Annotated in this window: 17 protein-coding genes, 1 tRNA gene and 1 pseudogene; 13 read left to right on the forward strand and 6 right to left on the reverse strand. The window is 39.6% G+C overall.

Annotated elements, in window-relative coordinates; all coding sequences use genetic code 11:
• Positions 1 to 419: 419 nt before the first annotated feature.
• The 5 genes from V7K89_RS04800 to V7K89_RS04820 all read left to right on the forward strand — a co-directional run bounded on the left by V7K89_RS04800 (position 420) and on the right by V7K89_RS04820 (position 6,188).
• Positions 420 to 887 (forward strand): hypothetical protein, encoded by a 468-nt coding sequence (locus tag V7K89_RS04800; RefSeq protein WP_335184842.1) that lies wholly within the window; start codon positions 420 to 422, stop codon positions 885 to 887.
• A 4-nt stretch (positions 888 to 891) separates the two neighbouring features.
• Positions 892 to 1,071 carry a hypothetical protein gene (locus V7K89_RS04805; protein ID WP_335184844.1) on the forward strand — a complete coding sequence of 60 codons (180 nt, stop codon included), beginning with the start codon at positions 892 to 894 and terminating at the stop codon, positions 1,069 to 1,071.
• 400 nt (positions 1,072 to 1,471) lie between these two features.
• On the forward strand, positions 1,472 to 5,455 hold the full coding sequence (locus tag V7K89_RS04810) for a magnesium chelatase subunit H (protein WP_335184846.1): 3,984 nt from the start codon (positions 1,472 to 1,474) through the stop codon (positions 5,453 to 5,455).
• A gap of 63 nt (positions 5,456 to 5,518) precedes the next feature.
• Positions 5,519 to 5,797 (forward strand): type II toxin-antitoxin system RelE/ParE family toxin, encoded by a 279-nt coding sequence (locus V7K89_RS04815; protein ID WP_335184849.1) that lies wholly within the window; start codon positions 5,519 to 5,521, stop codon positions 5,795 to 5,797.
• A gap of 79 nt (positions 5,798 to 5,876) precedes the next feature.
• Positions 5,877 to 6,188 carry a HigA family addiction module antitoxin gene (locus V7K89_RS04820; protein WP_335184850.1) on the forward strand — a complete coding sequence of 104 codons (312 nt, stop codon included), beginning with the start codon at positions 5,877 to 5,879 and terminating at the stop codon, positions 6,186 to 6,188.
• 135 nt (positions 6,189 to 6,323) lie between these two features.
• Here V7K89_RS04820 and V7K89_RS04825 read toward each other — a convergent pair whose 3' ends face one another.
• On the reverse strand, positions 6,324 to 8,084 hold the full coding sequence (locus tag V7K89_RS04825; RefSeq protein WP_335184851.1) for an AIPR family protein: 1,761 nt from the start codon (positions 8,082 to 8,084) through the stop codon (positions 6,324 to 6,326).
• 113 nt (positions 8,085 to 8,197) lie between these two features.
• Here V7K89_RS04825 and V7K89_RS04830 point away from each other — a divergent pair, with 113 nt between their 5' ends.
• Positions 8,198 to 8,371 carry a DUF433 domain-containing protein gene (locus tag V7K89_RS04830; RefSeq protein ID WP_335184853.1) on the forward strand — a complete coding sequence of 58 codons (174 nt, stop codon included), beginning with the start codon at positions 8,198 to 8,200 and terminating at the stop codon, positions 8,369 to 8,371.
• 4 nt (positions 8,372 to 8,375) lie between these two features.
• On the opposite strand, the gene V7K89_RS04835 is transcribed toward V7K89_RS04830, so the two are convergent.
• Positions 8,376 to 8,555 (reverse strand): hypothetical protein, encoded by a 180-nt coding sequence (locus V7K89_RS04835; RefSeq protein ID WP_335184855.1) that lies wholly within the window; start codon positions 8,553 to 8,555, stop codon positions 8,376 to 8,378.
• 15 nt (positions 8,556 to 8,570) lie between these two features.
• On the opposite strand from V7K89_RS04835, the gene V7K89_RS04840 reads away from it, so the two are divergent.
• From V7K89_RS04840 to V7K89_RS04850, 3 genes and pseudogenes are all read left to right on the forward strand, one after another.
• Positions 8,571 to 8,795, forward strand: a complete 225-nt coding sequence (locus V7K89_RS04840; RefSeq protein WP_335184856.1) for an addiction module protein — start codon at positions 8,571 to 8,573, stop codon at positions 8,793 to 8,795.
• A gap of 80 nt (positions 8,796 to 8,875) precedes the next feature.
• Positions 8,876 to 9,088 carry a type II toxin-antitoxin system RelE/ParE family toxin gene (locus V7K89_RS04845; RefSeq protein WP_335184868.1) on the forward strand — a complete coding sequence of 71 codons (213 nt, stop codon included), beginning with the start codon at positions 8,876 to 8,878 and terminating at the stop codon, positions 9,086 to 9,088.
• Between the two features lie 238 nt (positions 9,089 to 9,326).
• Positions 9,327 to 9,494: pseudogene (locus V7K89_RS04850) on the forward strand (Uma2 family endonuclease); the annotation flags it as partial.
• A 357-nt stretch (positions 9,495 to 9,851) separates the two neighbouring features.
• On the opposite strand, the gene murA reads toward V7K89_RS04850, so the two are convergent.
• The gene (gene murA / locus V7K89_RS04855) at positions 9,852 to 11,216 is read right to left on the reverse strand and encodes a UDP-N-acetylglucosamine 1-carboxyvinyltransferase (protein ID WP_335184870.1); all 1,365 of its coding nucleotides are present in this window, start codon (positions 11,214 to 11,216) and stop codon (positions 9,852 to 9,854) included.
• 406 nt (positions 11,217 to 11,622) lie between these two features.
• Here murA and V7K89_RS04860 point away from each other — a divergent pair.
• Together V7K89_RS04860 and V7K89_RS04865 are read left to right on the forward strand one after the other, a co-directional pair.
• A tRNA-Leu gene (locus V7K89_RS04860) sits at positions 11,623 to 11,704 on the forward strand.
• A gap of 95 nt (positions 11,705 to 11,799) precedes the next feature.
• Positions 11,800 to 12,582, forward strand: a complete 783-nt coding sequence (locus tag V7K89_RS04865; RefSeq protein ID WP_335184858.1) for a TrmH family RNA methyltransferase — start codon at positions 11,800 to 11,802, stop codon at positions 12,580 to 12,582.
• Between the two features lie 20 nt (positions 12,583 to 12,602).
• Here V7K89_RS04865 and V7K89_RS04870 read toward each other — a convergent pair whose 3' ends face one another.
• The gene (locus V7K89_RS04870; RefSeq protein WP_335184860.1) at positions 12,603 to 12,920 is read right to left on the reverse strand and encodes a hypothetical protein; all 318 of its coding nucleotides are present in this window, start codon (positions 12,918 to 12,920) and stop codon (positions 12,603 to 12,605) included.
• Between the two features lie 225 nt (positions 12,921 to 13,145).
• Here V7K89_RS04870 and V7K89_RS04875 point away from each other — a divergent pair, with 225 nt between their 5' ends.
• A complete protein-coding gene (locus tag V7K89_RS04875; RefSeq protein ID WP_335184862.1) occupies positions 13,146 to 14,816 on the forward strand; it encodes an ABC transporter ATP-binding protein in 1,671 nt (556 codons plus the stop codon).
• A gap of 68 nt (positions 14,817 to 14,884) precedes the next feature.
• Here V7K89_RS04875 and V7K89_RS04880 read toward each other — a convergent pair whose 3' ends face one another.
• Positions 14,885 to 15,829: a hypothetical protein gene (locus V7K89_RS04880; protein WP_335184864.1), complete on the reverse strand. Its 945-nt coding sequence runs from the start codon at positions 15,827 to 15,829 to the stop codon at positions 14,885 to 14,887.
• A gap of 660 nt (positions 15,830 to 16,489) precedes the next feature.
• Here V7K89_RS04880 and V7K89_RS04885 point away from each other — a divergent pair.
• Positions 16,490 to 16,993: a GNAT family N-acetyltransferase gene (locus V7K89_RS04885; RefSeq protein WP_335184866.1), complete on the forward strand. Its 504-nt coding sequence runs from the start codon at positions 16,490 to 16,492 to the stop codon at positions 16,991 to 16,993.
• A gap of 445 nt (positions 16,994 to 17,438) precedes the next feature.
• Here V7K89_RS04885 and nadC read toward each other — a convergent pair whose 3' ends face one another.
• A complete protein-coding gene (gene nadC / locus V7K89_RS04890; RefSeq protein ID WP_335184872.1) occupies positions 17,439 to 18,305 on the reverse strand; it encodes a carboxylating nicotinate-nucleotide diphosphorylase in 867 nt (288 codons plus the stop codon).
• Between the last annotated feature and the right edge of the window lie 8 nt (positions 18,306 to 18,313).

Below are 18,313 nucleotides of genomic sequence, written 5' to 3' on the forward strand. Positions count from 1 at the left end.
TCAGCCCAGCCCAGTTCATTCTTGACTTGTTTAAAACCATACTCAATCCAATTCCTTAAACTATAAAGTTGAGCAACATTACCTGACAAATCAATGTATTAGAGTGGGGGAAAGCATATATGATTTTACTTCTTTGAATCAACTTGAATCAATAGTACAAAACTCCTCAATTCATGAAAATATCAAGTAATTATATATACTTTAATTTTAGTATAAAATCTAGGGCAATCACTGCTGACTTATTAATCGTTGATAGAATTAATACTATTACATCAAGTATTTATAAAGCAGAATTACTTTCTGCTTACTCTAAATTAAGAGATGGTGAACAAGTTAATTGTAAAAATAATCTGAAATCACTAGATACGTTAATTCTAGACTCTGATATAGCAGATGATTGTAAGGCACTTTACAAGTTAATGCGAGAATCAATCAATTCTCAAAAAGAGAAGTCCGCAGCCGAAAGCTCAATATTAGAAACAGTTCAAACAGTTTACAAGTCCGTTAAAAAAGCATCTAATCTTGTTCCAGATGCTATAACTATGGCTCAGGCTACAGGAATAAAAGCAGGGACAGGGGTAGCTATTAGCTCTTTATCTGGATCTGCTGCAACTAATTCAACCCTATCTTTTTTAGGAGGTGGTTCTGTGGCTGCGGGCGGCTTAGGAATGTTAGGAGGATTAGCAGTAGCAACTGGGGGAGCTGCTTTAATTGGTGCAGCTACTTTAGTATCTGTCGCTTCCCCTTCCCTTACTCAAATGGATTCTGAAGATAAAAAGAATTTGGGAATTGCGGCTGGAACGGGGATAGTTACGAGTGCTGCTCTTAGTACAGCCTGGGCTGCTGCTAGTGCTTTTGGTGTGGCTAGCACTGGTTACTGCAATTAGCACCTTGTCTGGAGCTGCTGCTTACAGCGCTTCGATGGCATTCCTTGGAGGTATTGGTGTAATGACTGGAGGATCTGCGATAGTTGCCTTTGGTGCAGGTTTTGCTGCTTGGAAATTTCTGAAGGGAGATAAGAACGATCCGAAGAAGATTTTGAAACAGTTAGAAGCTAAACTTTATTCTTAGTTCAGAAATTATAGTAATTAGGCGATGTTTACGGTGGGCTATGCCTACGCATATCACTGTTTACGGTGGGCTATGCCTACGCATATCACCAAAATTTTACAACCCGCTTGTGCGGGTTTTGTTTTGTAATACGCCAACATAGCTAAATAGTTATTTAATTATCAAAAAATATTTTTAAAATGTTACAAATAGTGAGCTAATACTTTTATACAAAGTCAAAAATTACGAAGAAATATTTCGTTTTTTATATCGATTTGTATCAGATAGACGATAAAATGCCCAGTGCGTAAGCGTTTTCTGATAAAAAACACATATTGCTTAGAGATCACAAGTTACCTGTGGCTAATGATGCCGCTAGGAACTTCCTTCAGAGAACACGCATCAAAGGAGCCGAAGAAGCATGTTCACACACGTCAAGTCCACCATTAGACACATTGCGCCAGATAACTTACGCGGACGTAATTTAATCAAGGTGGTCTATGTCGTGCTTGAGTCCCAGTACCAGAGTGCATTATCGCAAGCAGTTCGCACGATTAACGCGAATAATCCCAACTTGGCGATTGAAATCAGCGGGTACTTGATTGAGGAACTCCGCGACCCAGAGAATTACGAAGAGTTCAAACGAGAAATTGAGAGTGCAAATATCTTCATTGCTTCCCTCATTTTCATCGAAGATTTAGCACAGAAAGTAGTAGCAGCAGTAGAACCACACCGCGATCGCTTGGACGTTTCCGTTGTCTTTCCCTCCATGCCAGAGGTGATGCGCCTGAGTAAAATGGGCAGCTTTTCCTTGGCACAGTTGGGTCAGTCAAAAAGTGCGATCGCCCAATTCATGCGGAAACGCAAAGAAAAATCCGGTGCGGGATTCCAAGATGGGATGCTGAAGCTTTTGCGAACGCTGCCGCAAGTGCTGAAGTTTTTACCGATGGACAAGGCACAGGATGCCCGAAATTTTATGCTTAGTTTTCAGTATTGGCTAGGTGGTTCACCAGAAAATCTGGAGAACTTCTTACTGATGCTAGCTGATAAATATGTATTTAAAGGTTTAGAGAAAAATTTTGAACCTTCTACATATCAGCAGCCGGTGGTTTATCCCGATTTAGGGATTTGGCACCCTTTGGCTCCCAGTATGTTTGAAGATGTCAGAGAGTACCTGAATTGGTATACAGCTCGTAAGGATATTTCTAATGATCTAAAAGATCCCCTAGCTCCTTGTGTTGGATTAGTATTGCAACGCACTCACCTAGTCACAGGGGATGATGCCCATTATGTAGCGATGGTGCAGGAGTTGGAAGCACTAGGCGCACGGGTACTACCTGTATTTGCTGGTGGTTTGGACTTCTCCAAGCCTGTGGATGCATACTTTTATGAACCGACTACTAATATACAGTTGGTAGATGCAGTAATATCATTGACTGGTTTTGCTTTAGTGGGTGGCCCAGCCAGACAAGATCATCCCAAAGCAATAGAGTCACTTAAACGCTTAAACCGTCCTTATATGGTGGCGTTACCTTTAGTCTTCCAAACCACAGAAGAGTGGATGGATAGCGATTTAGGGTTACATCCAATTCAAGTAGCTTTGCAAATTGCAATTCCAGAATTGGATGGGGCAATTGAGCCGATTATATTATCGGGTAGAGATGGGACTACCGGCAAAGCGATCGCTCTCCAAGACCGTATGGAAGCTGTAGCCGAACGCGCCTTAAAATGGGCTAACCTGCGCCGCAAGCCGAAGCTGGAAAAAAAAGTCGCGATCACCGTTTTCAGCTTTCCGCCAGATAAAGGTAATGTGGGAACCGCCGCCTACTTGGATGTATTCGGCTCCATCTACGAGGTAATGAAAGCTCTGAAAAATAACGGTTACGACTTACCGCAATTGCCAGAATCAGCGGAAGCGTTGATGCAAGAAGTCATCCACGATGCCCAAGCACAGTACAGCAGCCCAGAACTCAACGTTGCTTACAAAATGTCCGTTCCTGAGTATGAGGCGCTGACACCTTACTCTCAACGTTTAGAGGAAAACTGGGGCCCACCTCCGGGACATCTCAACAGCGATGGGCAAAACTTGCTGATTTATGGTAAGCAATTCGGTAATGTCTTCATCGGTGTGCAACCTACATTTGGTTATGAAGGCGACCCGATGCGGCTGTTGTTCTCTCGTTCAGCTAGTCCTCACCACGGTTTTGCTGCCTACTACACTTACCTAGAGCAAGTTTGGAAAGCTGACGCTGTACTGCACTTTGGTACACACGGTTCCTTGGAATTCATGCCAGGTAAACAGATGGGGATGTCTGGCAACTGTTATCCAGATAACTTGATTGGCTCAATTCCCAACTTGTATTACTACGCAGCCAATAATCCGAGTGAGGCGACAATTGCCAAACGTCGGAGTTATGCCGAAACAATTTCTTACTTGACACCGCCGGCAGAAAATGCTGGGTTGTATAAAGGTTTGAAAGAACTCAGCGAATTGATTGCTTCTTACCAAACCTTGAAAGATAGTGGCCGCGGCATTCCCATTGTCAACAGCATCATGGATAAATGCCGGATCGTGAATCTGGATAAGGATATCAACCTGCCAGAAACCGATGCCAAAGAGATGAGTGCCGACGATCGCGATCATATTGTTGGCAACGTCTACCGCAAGTTGATGGAAATCGAGTCCCGGTTGTTGCCTTGTGGGTTGCACGTCATTGGTAAACCGCCAAGTGCAGAAGAAGCGATCGCAACTCTCGTCAATATTGCCAGTCTAGATCGTCAAGAAGAAGAACTTCAAGGCTTACCGGGAATTATCGCTAATAGCATTGGGCGTAACATTGATGATATTTACCAAAATAGCGATCGAGGCATTTTAGAAGATGTCCAGTTATTACAAGATATCACCTTGGCAACCCGTGCAGCAGTTACTGCTCTTGTGCAAGAGCAAATCGACGCTGAAGGACGAGTTTCTCTAGTTTCCCGATTGAATTTCTTCAATATGGGCAAAAAAGAACCTTGGGTAGAAGCATTGCATAAAGCAGGTTATCCCAAAGTTGATGGCGCAGCCCTAAAACCCCTATTTGAGTATTTGGAATTCTGCCTCCAGCAAGTTTGTGCCGATAACGAACTAGGAGCATTACTCAAAGGCTTAGAAGGTGAGTACGTTCTACCTGGCCCAGGTGGCGATCCCATCCGCAACCCAGATGTATTACCCACGGGTAAGAATATCCATGCTTTAGATCCGCAATCCATCCCCACAACAGCAGCAGTCCAATCAGCCAAAATCGTCGTAGATCGGCTTTTGGCGCGTAACAAGGCGGAAAACGAAGGAAAATGGCCAGAAACCATCGCCTGTGTCCTTTGGGGAACTGATAACATCAAAACTTACGGTGAATCCCTAGCCCAAATTATGTGGATGGTGGGTGTGCGTCCGGTTCCCGATGCCTTGGGACGGGTGAACAAGTTGGAATTAATACCTTTAGAAGAGTTAGGAAGACCCAGAATTGATGTGGTAATCAACTGTTCTGGTGTATTCCGCGACTTGTTCATCAACCAAATGAACCTGCTAGATCAAGGGGTGAAGATGGCGGCTGAGGCGGATGAACCCTTAGAAATGAACTTTGTTCGCAAACACGCTTTGCAACAAGCTGAGGAAATAGGGATTAATCTGCGTCAAGCCGCGACGCGCGTTTTCTCCAACGCTTCTGGTTCCTACTCGTCAAATATCAACTTGGCGGTGGAAAACAGCACTTGGGATAGCGAAGCCGAGTTGCAGGAAATGTATCTTAACCGGAAATCTTTCTCTTTCAATTCTGATAACCCCGGAATTATGGACGAATCGCGGCAGATTTTTGAAAGCACATTAAAAACTGCTGATGCAACTTTCCAAAATCTCGATTCTTCCGAGATTAGCTTAACAGATGTTTCTCATTACTTTGATTCCGATCCCACAAAGCTGGTGGCAAATCTGCGGGGTGATGGTAAAAAACCAGCATCTTATATTGCAGATACAACCACAGCTAACGCTCAAGTGCGGACATTAACAGAAACCGTGCGTTTGGATGCGCGTACTAAATTGTTAAATCCCAAATGGTATGAGGGGATGCTGAATCACGGTTATGAAGGTGTGCGCGAACTCTCCAAGCGATTGGTAAACACAATGGGTTGGAGTGCGACAGCCGGCGCTGTGGATAACTGGATTTACGAGGATACTAATGAAACCTTTATCAAAGATGAAGAAATGCAGAAACGATTGATGAACCTTAATCCTCATTCTTTCCGCAAGGTTGTATCAACGTTGTTAGAAGTGAATGGACGCGGTTATTGGGAGACTAGCGAGGATAATTTAGATCGCCTACGCGAGTTATACCAAGAAGTTGAAGACCGGATTGAAGGAATAGACTAGGATTACATGGGCAGGCATAAAGCCTGCCTTAACAATGAGATAAGGGTAAAAAATGAAATATAAATGATTCAAACATTTCAAAATAAAGCATTAGAAAATTTGTTTAGAGAAAATTTTAATAAAGGAGTTCCTGCAAACTTAGTAAAAAAAATTAAAATCAGACTTGAAGTTATAGATTCAGCGTTAATTGTAAAAGATATTAGATTACCGGGTTATGATTTACATGAATTAAAAGGAGACAGGAAAGGAACTTGGTCAGTTAAGGTATCAGGAAACTGGCGTATAACTTTTAAATTTGAAGATGGTGATGTTTATGATGTCAATATTGAAGATTATCATTAACTTCTGTGTTAATATGATATTAATTGGCTAGACAATGCTAAATAAGGTTAACCAAATTATTAAGTAATAAGTATTAATTATGGATAATTGGCAAGATATTACTGATGATAGATTAGTAAGACCAATACATCCTGGTGAAGTAATTGCAGATATTTTAGATGATTTAGATATTAATACCGCAAATTTTGCAGAAATTTTAGGAGTATCTAATCAAACAATTCAGGAAATTATTAATGGTAACAGATCAATTACAGTAGATATAGCAATACGTCTGGGTAAAGCTTTAGGAAATGGGCCAAGACTTTGGCTTAATCTTCAGCAAAAAGTTGATCTTTGGGATGCTTTGCAAAGCCATAAAGAAGAATATGAACAAGTCATGACATTGGTTTAAAATAAATTGTGAAGAATTATTTTTTTAATAATTAAAATTTACAGCATTATTAATACCCTCAACAGTACCACTGGTAGTTTTTTGCTCAACAATAACCTTAATTTTTTCCTATTCTGCTGTTCTATGCAATTAATTTTATTTAGAATTTATTTTCTTAAATTCATTTTCTAGTGTTTTTTTCAACTGTTCAACAAAATTTACAGTTGTGATTGCGTCACGATTATCTATATTAATATTTAATTTTAGAAACTGCTCTTCAATAATCTCAGTTCCTTTTTCAAACACTTGTAAATATGTTTGCTGACTATTAAGCACAGATATAATTTTATTACAATACTGCTCCATTTTTTTTTGATTATCTAGACTCGGCATATCTGCTCCTGCTGTCAAATACCTCATAGCCATAAGTAAATAATATTTACATTTTTTATACTTAGGGTCTAACTTGTTTCTATTTCTCTGATTAAAAAGATTTTCAAGTCGATAGTAAGCAAAAGCACTTATATAATAGCTTGTTGGGCTATGATTAGCACCAAAAATCTTACTACCTATTTCTCTAGATAAATCTCCATAGGAACGTGATACTCTATGAGGCTGATCAAGAAACATAGCGGCAAAAGTTTTGATTTGGTCGGGAATTGTAATAACACGATTTTTCGGTATATCTGCTCTATCGTGATACTGTTTTGAACGTCTTTCGTAATATAACTGTTCTCCAGCATGAAAAGATTCAAACGAGTTGTAGCACTGTTCTAATTTCTTTTGAAATTCAGACAAAGCTGCAAGCTCTTCTTTTTTAACTGGTGTTTGATGATTAGTTGCTTTGATTATGCTATTTATTACATCATCTTTGTCTGTAACAATTATCTTTACTGGAATTTGTAAATTATTTATACTACTTAAATTTCTACAGTTAAATAAAACGTGGCTTGTTTGACACCCGTTAACTATTTGATAATCTCGAATATTAAATCTATTACCAACAGTGTCTAATGATTTAGCTATTATCGTTATTCCGTTATTTAAAACTGAAAATCTATCTAATTCTCCTGATTTTAATGTAGACTCGATATCATGATTAACATCATTACTTCCTTGAAAAGCTCTAATATTATCATAAAAAATAGATAATCTAATATTATCAAACTCATCAACTATTAATTTTCTAAATTCAGAAAAAGGTAGAGTACCTATATACGATTCAGATATTCCTGATATTTCAGGTAATACTACTCTACTAGCAAAAATAATATCTGTACTTAATGCTAGTTTTGTGCTTTGATAAAGTTTTCTAATTTCATCGGCACCTAATGACTGAATTTCTACTTTTTCAAAAAGGTTTTTCTCTTCAATTTCATTTTTTTTAGCGTTCATACGCCTGACTAAATTTTTGTCATCAGTCCATTTACCTGTTGTTATATAGTACAACTTGCACAAAGGTCTTCCTCGTGACATCATGCTACTTTTGGAGTCATATATATGTGCTGCTATTTTTGCTTTATATGCAACCATTTCGTTGCGTTCTAAAACTGGTTCTTCTACAAAAAAATCTGAAACTCCCTCAAAAAACTTCAACATATCTCCACTATCAAAAGTGTTTGATGTTTTAGACTGAATGAAGACAAATGTTGCTTCCATACGTTTATTGATATCAGCTAAATCATCAACTTCTTCAATAGAGTCTACAAGTTTACCATTTACAATAATAGCGATGCCATCAAGCCCAGTATCATTTGAACTGCCTACAGAAACATCTTCTACTTTAAAAGTCTCAGGATATTCTCGTGAAATTACGCAGTAGTTACAAAATTTTTCAAAATCTATTGCTTCTCCTTCTGATTCTATTTCATGTTCTTTTAGAAAAGCTTCTATCAAACTTTTGGTAATTCTATCCACGAAAATACCTCCGTAATATGCTTAATCAACTATGCTTGCTTGTGGCTAATGGTCAAGAAACATAAAAATGCTAATTAGTCAAGTATATATAATAACATATACAAATAAATATCATGCAAAAGCATCTCAAACAACTGGTTGTATCCAATGCCAAAGTGATGATGTGGAAACCCGTGATTGTTAGAACACGCATCACTGTTGAGTTTATTCTAGAAAAATTAGCTGCTGGCGAAACCCCAGAAGAAATTATAGAACCTCATCCACGACTCACACGTGAAGCGATTTGAATAGCTATTGAGAATTGAATGCCAACATAAAGCGATCGCACACTCTTACACAACAGACAATTGCCTTGTTTTTGAGGTTTTCTGCAAAGCGATCGCTCTTTTGAGCAGCAAAACATATACAGCGTTCAATTGGATGGATAAAATCTTGTCCGCTATATTTAAGGTGTACCAGTTGCTTCCTCACTCCAAGTTAATCAATATGGATATCACAGCTACTTTGAACGAAATCGCAACTCTCAGTGTTGAAGATAGAATCCGTATTGTACAGGCAATTTGGGATACTATCGCTGCAAAGCAAGTTTACCCTGATTTAACCGATGCACAAAAGCAAGAGCTTGATCGTCGAACTTCTGACTATAATTCAAATCCAAATAATGTGCTGACTTGGGAAGAAATCAAAGCATCAATTAAGAGGCAGCAATGAATTATGTTCTGGTATTTAGCCCAGAGGTTCGAGAATAACTCAATGATGCACACAGTTGGTACGAGAGTCAGAAATCCAGTCTGGGTGACGAGTTTTTAGACTGTGTAGACGAAACGGTGAATCGAATTTCTCAGATGCCACAATCCTATGTAATTGTCTACGGTGATATTCGACGAGCAATAGTGCAGCGATTTCCCTATGCTGTATACTATAGGATTGTGTCGAGTCGAGTAATAGTGACAGCAATTTTTCATGGTCGCAGAGATCCAAAATCTTGGCATACGCGAACTTAACACTATAATTACGAGCAATGTCACTCGACTTGCCGCTACACATCTACCCTTTGTTTTTGAGGTTTTCTGCAAGGTGAGCGCTCATCTTTCTATACAGACGCTCTGCTACAGTGCAATCATAGAGTTAGCGATCGCTTTTGGGAATGTGGAGAGGTGCGATCGCCAGTGGTATTGTGTATATCAGGTATCACCAGAAGCAAGAACAAAGGATAGAATAGTCTGTAGTCTAGGCATCTTTCTTGCCTTAATCTCTCCAAGTAATAGTTTGAAAGTTGCTCAGGAAAAGATGAGAGAATACATAAATAATGGTGTGTGTTTGGGTTAGTTAATTAACCGCAAATCTCGCCAATTAGAGATTTATCAAATGTATTACAAATCAATAGAAGTAATTAATAAAACAGTATGAGTATTACACCCAAAGCGATAAATATAATTTATGAAGACTTTAAATACAAAAAGACCAGCCTCCCACAGCCGGTCTAAATAATGTTCTTGCGTTGTCTTCTCAAGAGAGTTAAAACCCAATTGCACGTTCCCAAAATGCAACAGGCAACTTTTCTTAACAATATTGTAACAGCCAACACAGATTTTTCCAGAATATTCATCAAAAAAAGATATGGGCAAAGCTTAAAAGCCTCTATCTATCAGGATAATTCAGCAGATTGCAAGGTATAGATGGGAGAGAAAAAGGCAGACAAGGGAGAAGATTTTACCTTGTCTCCCTTGTTCCTCTTATCCCAGCATCAGTCTTAACCGATCAATTTCAACTTGACAGGCTACTGATGCTGGGAACGATTTCTGCATCTGTTGATGCGCCCACGCGGAGGATTTTAGCCCCTAATTGCTGCAACTTCATATCAAGTCGATCATAGCCGCGATCAAGGTGCTGTAAACCCTGAATTGTGGTTTGTCCTTCTGCCGCTAGTCCGGCGATGACTAATGCTGCCGATGCTCGTAAGTCTGTACCTAATACCGGTGCGCCAGATAATTTTGGTACTCCCCGAACGAAAGCAGCATTGCCTTTGACACGAATATCTGCCCCCAAGCGATTCAACTCTGAGGCATGACGCAAGCGATTTTCAAAGACGGATTCGTTAATTACGCTGTCACCTTCTGCTACTGCCAGCAAAGCCATGAATGGCGCTTGCATATCTGTGGGAAAACCTGGATGGTATTGAGTTTCAATATCCGTTGCCTTAAGGGTTTCCGCTGGCAGAATGCGTAATTGATCAGGCTTTTCATCAATTATTGTTACTCCAATATCCCGCAGCTTGGCAATTACTGGGATGAGATGTTCTGGAGCCACTGGCGAGAGAATAAGTTCTGAGCGGGTAATTGCTGCTGCCAGTAAAAACGTCCCGGCCTCAATACGATCAGGAATAATGCTGTAGTCAACAGAATGCAACTTGGGGACTCCTTCAATAATAATCCTGCTAGTCCCCGCACCCTGAATTTTCGCTCCCATCGCGTTACAGAAGTTAGCTAGATCGACTACTTCCGGTTCTCTGGCAGCATTTTCGATGATCGTTTCACCCTCTGCCAGGGTAGCCGCCATCATCAAGTTTTCCGTCGCTCCAACGCTGGCAATGTCTAAGTAAATCTTCGCACCTTTTAATCTCCGGCTGCTGCCAGGGACGTAGGCATTACAAATGCCATGCTCAATTTGTACTTCCGCTCCCATTGCTTGCAGTCCTCGAACATGCAAGTCAACTGGTCTTGCCCCAATCGCACAACCGCCTGGTAAAGGCATTTGTGCTACTCCCAGTCTTGCTAGAATCGCTCCAATGGCGAAAAAACTCGCTCTCAACTGGGTAACTAATTCGTACGGAGCTTTTGATGTTTTAATCTCGCTGGCGTTGATGTCTAAAATGTCACCTTGTCGGGTTAATTGTACACCCAAAGCTGATAACACCTGACCCATCCGCTCTACGTCCGCTAACAAAGGGACATTTCGGATACGACAATCGCCCGGACACAGCAAGGCTCCAGCCATGATTACCAGTGCTGAATTTTTTGCCCCGCTAATTTGCACATGACCCCGCAAAGGATGCCCACCCCAAATTTGCAAGACTGAGGAGTCTGCTTCTGGAGCAATTTTGGCATCTGGTAAGCTGGTAGAAGGATTAATAAGCCTACCTCCAAAAGTAATACGTATTTTATATGTTTGAAGTTGGTTTTGATTCTACAGTAAAGATTCAAAATGTCCACATTTTAAGACAAAATCTTGCATAAAAAAATTGTTTTTTGGATGAGAATGCAGGCTGAAAATAAGCAATAGTAAGCTTTTTGAGCTTTTAAAAAAATTAGAAAAAAGAATTAATAAGTAGTAGTTTTAAGCAAAAATAAATACTCAGTAAAATAACTTAAGTGTTATCTAAAAATCAATGCTGTACTGTGCAGTTAATATTTTGATTCGACCTTATGTCTGAAAAAATCGTTTCCAGTTAGACACTTTTAATGAGATGTTATGCTTTTACTTGACAAAGGAAAAACATAACGCAATAATAAGAAATTGTCGATAAGTACAAATGCCAGCGGAACTGGCGGAATTGGCAGACGCGCTAGATTCAGGTTCTAGTGCCGCAAGGCTTCCGGGTTCAAGTCCCGGGTTCCGCATACTATCTTAAGTTAGGAGTTATAAGTCAAGAGTTATGAGTTGAAAGACAACTAAATTAATTCCTAATTATTAATTTCTAACTCTTAACTTTTTGATGTTGACCAGTTTACAAAATTCTCTAGTCAAACAAATTCGCAAGCTACACTCTACCAAGGAGCGGCACAAGCAGCAGTTATTTTTACTAGAAGGAACACACCTGTTAGAAGAAGCTTGTGCGGTCAATTACCCACTAGAAACAGTGTGTTGTACTCCAGAATGGCAAGTAGCCCACCCTTCGTTGTGGGAAGAAGCTTGTAGCCGATGTGATCGCGCCGAAATTGTCAGTCAAGAAGTTTTGGATGCGATCGCTACCACAGTCCAACCGGATGGTGTAGTAGCAACAGCAAAACGAAGCCAACGCCAAACTCAACTACCATTTACTGGTTTAGTGCTAGCTTTAGAGACGATACAAGATCCCGGCAACTTAGGTACAACGATCCGCACTGCCGCCGCCGTCGGAGCATCAGGGTTGTGGGTCAGTGGAGATAGTGTAGATTTAGATAGCCCTAAAGTTCTACGTGCTTCCGCAGGTCAATGGTTTCGCCTAGCAACAGCTGTAACCGAAGATTTAAAAGCGACAGTTCAACAAAGTCAGCAGGCAGGAATGCAGGTAGTGGCAACTTTACCCAGTGCGACTTTAACTTACTGGGAAGTAGACTGGCGAAAACCTAGTATGATTTTACTGGGGAATGAAGGTGCTGGATTATCAGCAAATTTAGCAGCGATCGCAGACCAACAAGTAAGAATTCCTTTGAGTCCTGGAGTGGAATCTTTGAATGTGGCGATCGCAGCCGCTTTAATGTTGTACGAAGCTCAACGGCAATTGATTTGTCAGTAATGAATTTTAACTTTTTACCCCTATTTGGTTTTTGTTATTTCTTCGAGATATTGTTCAATATCAGCAACTGCGTCCTCAAGAGCCGCTAAATCAATATCTGTCAAGTCTCGATCAAGTTCGACTTCAGTGATACTACTAGTATGCAATTGGGGGATCTCTTCTTCCTCAGTCGAACTTTCTTGTAAGATATCCTCCAATTGTTCAAGAGATTCTTGAAACACTCGATCGGCCGCGTGCCGCTGTTCTGGCTGATTTTGCTCCATAATATTAACTTGAAAATCCTGATTTACTGACTTAATTTTGATTCTAGTTCCTACAGATTTAAATTTTGCACTCATAACATCATAGTTGTGTGCTGTATCAACTTTAGCAGTGGTTATCAAGAATATCGATAGCTGTCTCCAATTGCTAAGATTGGAGATTCATCGCGATCGCTACGGGTACACTAAATCAAGTTTGGCTAGGTTTAGGTAAGTTTTATAAAACAGGTCTAATACTTAATTTGATAGACTATCCTAAATTTGAAATTATAAAAACTGGTAGCTCAGGGCTGATAACTAACTATGAGTGAAGCCTTATTTTGTATTGAAAATCTGCGAGTTGCCTATCCTGGGCAAAGTGGAGAAGAAGCAAGCTGGGCGGTTGATGATGTATCTTTCACGTTGCAACCAGGTGAAAGAATGGGATTGGTGGGAGAGTCGGGTTGTGGTAAATCAACTATCGCACGGGCAGTAATGCGTTTACTACCAGCTTCTAGCCGTATTCAGGGACAAGTTACATTTCAAGGACAGTCGGTGCTTAACTTGACACCTAAGCAGGTGCGAAAATTTCGAGGAGAGGCGATCGCCTTAATTTTTCAAGATCCCATGACACGCCTCGATCCGCTGATGACGATTGGTAAGCATTGTATCGAAACCCTTCAGGCGCACTCACCACAATTATCACCGCGCCAAGCCAAAGAAAAAGCACTTGCGACTTTGGCAAAGGTGAATATTCCGGTTAGTCGTTGGAATCAGTATCCTCATGAGTTTAGCGGTGGAATGCGCCAACGGGTAGCAATCGCTTTAGCTTTACTCCTCAACCCCAAGTTTATTGTTGCTGACGAACCCACCACCAGTTTAGATGTGACTGTCTCCGCGCAGATATTGCAAGAATTAACTCGCCTGTGCGGTGAAGAAAACATGGGATTGCTGCTAATATCTCATGATTTAGCAATGGTAGCTGAGTATTGTGATCGCATTGGCGTGATGTACAACGGTAAGATGGTCGAAATGGGTTCTACAGAAACCGTATTTAGGCAACCTCAACATGAATACACGCGATCGCTCTTAAAAGCAGCTTTACACATTCAAGCAGTAACTGATAGTGGAGAATTGATAATTGCCAATGACGGAGAAAAGCAATTACCGATTATGAAGCAGCAATCTCCAATTTTGAGCGTTACAGAACTTAAGCAACACTACACCATAGAACCTAACTTTATCGAACGACTGTTTAACACACAAGCGGAGACTATTAAAGCAGTAGATGGGATCAACTTGGATATTTATTCAGGAGAAATTCTTGGCTTAGTCGGGGAATCAGGTTGTGGCAAGAGTACACTATCACGAACAATTTTGCAACTAATTCGCCCCACTAGTGGCAAAGTTGAGTTTTTAGGACAAGATTTAACTAAACTATCGCGTCAAGAAATTCGTTCCTCGCGGCGACAAATACAAATGGTCTTTCAAGATCCTCATGCTTGTCTCAATCCAGCCATGACAGTGGGACAAAGTATCGCAGATCCTTTATTTATCCACAATCTTGCTAATCCTACCAAAGCAAAAGAACAGGTTTTGTGGATGCTAAATAAAGTTGGCTTAACACCGCCAGAAGTGTATTATGAGCGTTACCCGTCGGATTTGTCTGGTGGACAACAACAACGAGTAGCGATCGCTCGTGCTTTGATTACTTATCCTAAACTCTTAATTTGCGATGAACCCGTGAGTATGTTAGACGCCAGCGTACAGTCGCAAGTGCTAGATTTGATGTTGCAATTAAAGCAAGAGTTTGAGTTGACTTATCTATTCATCACTCATGACCTTTGGTTAGCTCGATTTTTGTGCGATCGTATTGCCGTAATGAATGGCGGTAAAATTGTCGAACTTGGTCTTACAAAAAAGATTTTTGCCAATCCTCAGCACCCGTATACCAAAACCTTACTAGCTGCTGCTCCTTTACTAGCACGCACTTAACTAAATAAAATTAAGAGTTAGAAGTTTAAAACTTATAACTCCTGTACAGACATGATTAATTGCGTTTCCTAACTATCTTCTCTTCCCTCAAGTAATTTAGTTGGTTCTCCACTCGAACCATATAGCTCAACAAATCTTTTAAACAGCAATGTAGTCTCGTGATTTGAAGTTTTACTTAAGTTGAATAAACGCCCTATATTTTTCTCAGTTAAAGCTCTTAAATACGGCAAATCTTCAAATAGGGTCAAGCAAGAAGCAAAATGCAATATTATTTGCAATAATGGCTTTGGCCACTCTAGATCACTATAAATATCTATAAAAAACTGATGTTCTGAGTCATTTAACGGAAAAGCATAAAATATAACAATTATCCTTTTGTTATTATAGACTGGAATACTCAGTTCAATAGTGTAAGGACTATGTAATATCAAATCCACCTCTACAATAGGTTGCCGCCAAATTCTCAAAGGATTAGCTGGCGAGTCTAATATTGTTTTAAATTTGATTATTCCACCAGTATTTGTGGGCTGAAAGTGACTAATTTGAAAAATCTTTAGGTTATTAAGGCTAAACTTATGAACAGTTTCCAAATGCTTTAAGCTCAATAGATGATAAATTTGGCAAATATAAGGAAACGGTAAAATATATTCTTGGCTTATCATGTGGAGCTTTTTTATTTGAAGTTTGTTAGCTTGAGTGCGATCCAGATATTCTTGATATTGGCTGGGGTCTAAATCATTACTATTGAAGCTTTCTTCCGGCTTTAAATATAGCCAACTCACAAAAAAGAAAGAGGCTGTAAATAGCTGAAATATTTCTAGAGGAGACAAATAACCATCGGCAAATGCAGCTATGCTTCTATCAGTTATCCCAAAAAGCCAAGATGGAATACCAAAAAGCCAAATATTACTTTTGATTTGATCTATAAAAAGCGCTATCTCAACAACTTCTGAAATATTACTATTTTGATTGGTACTAAATTTATCATCAATCTTCAAACAAGAAATAGACATAGTACTTTTACTTAATCTTAATTAATCTTTATATTAACTTTAAAGACTAATATATGGTAATAACCTCTGTCTTTAGCTATATATATAACTTGTCTTTATTAAAGCAAATTTAAAATTAGTTTTTATTAAGATAGCTACAAAGTACAATTTAGTGTTGTGTATAATCCTAAAATATTTATATATTTATTCCTGATAGAATTATTTTTAATCTCATCTGTTAAAAGAATGAAAGTTTTATTATTTGATGTAAAACTTGAAACCAAAAGCGGTATATAAATATTCAGAGGAAAAAGTTAATTTTTCCTGACATTATAAATTTATCTATTTATCTAGGATAAATATTGAAACTTTCAGTTACCCTGAATGCTGAATGATACTTTAGGAATAAAAAGTTAAAACTAATAAGTTATAAAGTTTTTCTGTTCAAGAAAATACATGAAGTAGGGTGTTATAATTTTGCCTTAGTTATAACAGCTGTGGTGGCTTTGATAGTGGCGCATTGCATACTTGCTAGTAGGGTTAGCCATTATGTTATCTAAGGTAGACAATCCCTACCTGGCAAAGTATTTGTGACAATTACGAGAGAAACCGTAGAATTGCTACTGTTAACACTGTATTATTTTTGAATATTTTCTGAAGATTTTTTGCGAGACGGTAGCAATGACCATTCGCCATGCGACTGAAACTGACTTGCCTGCAATTGTGGCAATTTATAATACTGCAATTCCTAGCCGCATGGCAACCGCTGACTTAGAACCAGTATCAGTGGAAAGTCGCCTTGCTTGGTTTAGGGGGCGATCGCCTTCAAAACACCCACTTTGGGTAATCGAAGTAGACAGAGTAATTGCTGGATGGCTTAGTTTCCAATCCTTTTATGGGCGACCCGCCTATAGCAAGACTGCGGAAATTAGCATTTACATCGCCCCTAGCTTTCATCGGTGTGGCTTGGGACGGCAACTCTTAGCACAAGCAATTAGCGAAAGTCCTAATTTAGGTTTAAAGAGCCTAGTATGCTTCATTTTTGCTCACAATCACCCCAGTTTAAAACTCTTTGAAACATTTGGTTTTGAACGCTGGGGACATTTGCCTAATATTGCCGAACTTGACAGCGTTGAACGGGACTTAGTGATTATGGGACTGCGAATTAGTAAACCTGTTGTTTAAGGCGATCGTTATTTTCTAGGACTTGTAAATTCAATTTGGTAACAATTGGTCTGGATTAATTTTTCATAACCATTGCGATGATTCTCAGGTAGTTTAAGTAACAATGATTTTAATTACTATCATGAAGAAAAGCTTTATTTTTTAAACATGAAAATTACTCAAAGACAACGTACTTGGATTGAGGAGACCTTGAATATTCTAAATAAATTTACAGAAGCAATTATGAATAATTTACCAACCTTAGTCAAACCGATCTTGCCACTGATACTATCAAAAGTATTTGGATTTTTACCAGCTAATCGCTAAAGAGCCTTAAAAAGAAAGTAATAATTAGGTAATTGATTCGGTAAAATCAGCTTTTCCTGAAGACATTATTTTAGGCTTTGATCCTCCAAAAATGCGATGTTATACCGACTTTGCAGTAGGATGATTCACCTCATAATATTTAAAGTACAATCCTCATACTCAAATCCAACCACTTCGATTGAGTAATAGGCGCACTGCTAGAAATATAGTCAACACCCGTTTCCGCCACGCCGCGAATCGTTTCCAAAGTCACATTCCCAGAAGCTTCAATTTTCACCCGGCTATCCTGCTGGCGAATCAACTGCACCGCCTGACGCATCATATCCAAAGGCATATTGTCCAACATAATAATGTCAGCTTTGAAGCACAAAGCTTCTTTTACCTGCTCTAAACTTTCTGTCTCTACCTCTATAGTCAAGGGATAAGGAATCTGAGAACGAATACGGGTAACAGCTTCTCCAATTCCCCCTGCCACCGCAATGTGATTATCTTTAATCATCACTGCATCATCCAACCCCATGCGGTGATTAATCGCCCCACCCAAAGCAGTTGCGTACTTTTCCAACAGTCTCAGCCCTGGTGTAGTTTTACGCGTATCCACCAATTGAGCAGGTAAATCAGCAATTTTCTCTACATATATATTAGTCAGCGTAGCAATCCCACTTAACCACATAGCCAAGTTGAGCGCAACTCTTTCCCCCATCAGCAGCGCATCCAGTGAACCATGAGTTTCAGCTACGACCTGTCCCGGCTCACACCAGGCACCTTCGGGTACAACCATCACAAAGCTAACCTTTTCATTCAATATTTGAAATACTCTAGCTGCAACTGGTAAGCCAGTAATTATTCCTGAAGCTTTAGCTATCCATTTCGCAGAGCCTAACGTCACATCTTCTACTAATAGGGTATTTGTAGTGCGATCGCCTCTGCCAATATCCTCCATTAACCAGGTATGTAACAGTGGATCTAAAACCAGCCAGGGCGGCAAAACAGCACAATTGCTCACAACTTTAA

This window comes from Nostoc sp. (assembly GCF_036917515.1).
GTDB lineage: Bacteria > Cyanobacteriota > Cyanobacteriia > Cyanobacteriales > Nostocaceae > Nostoc.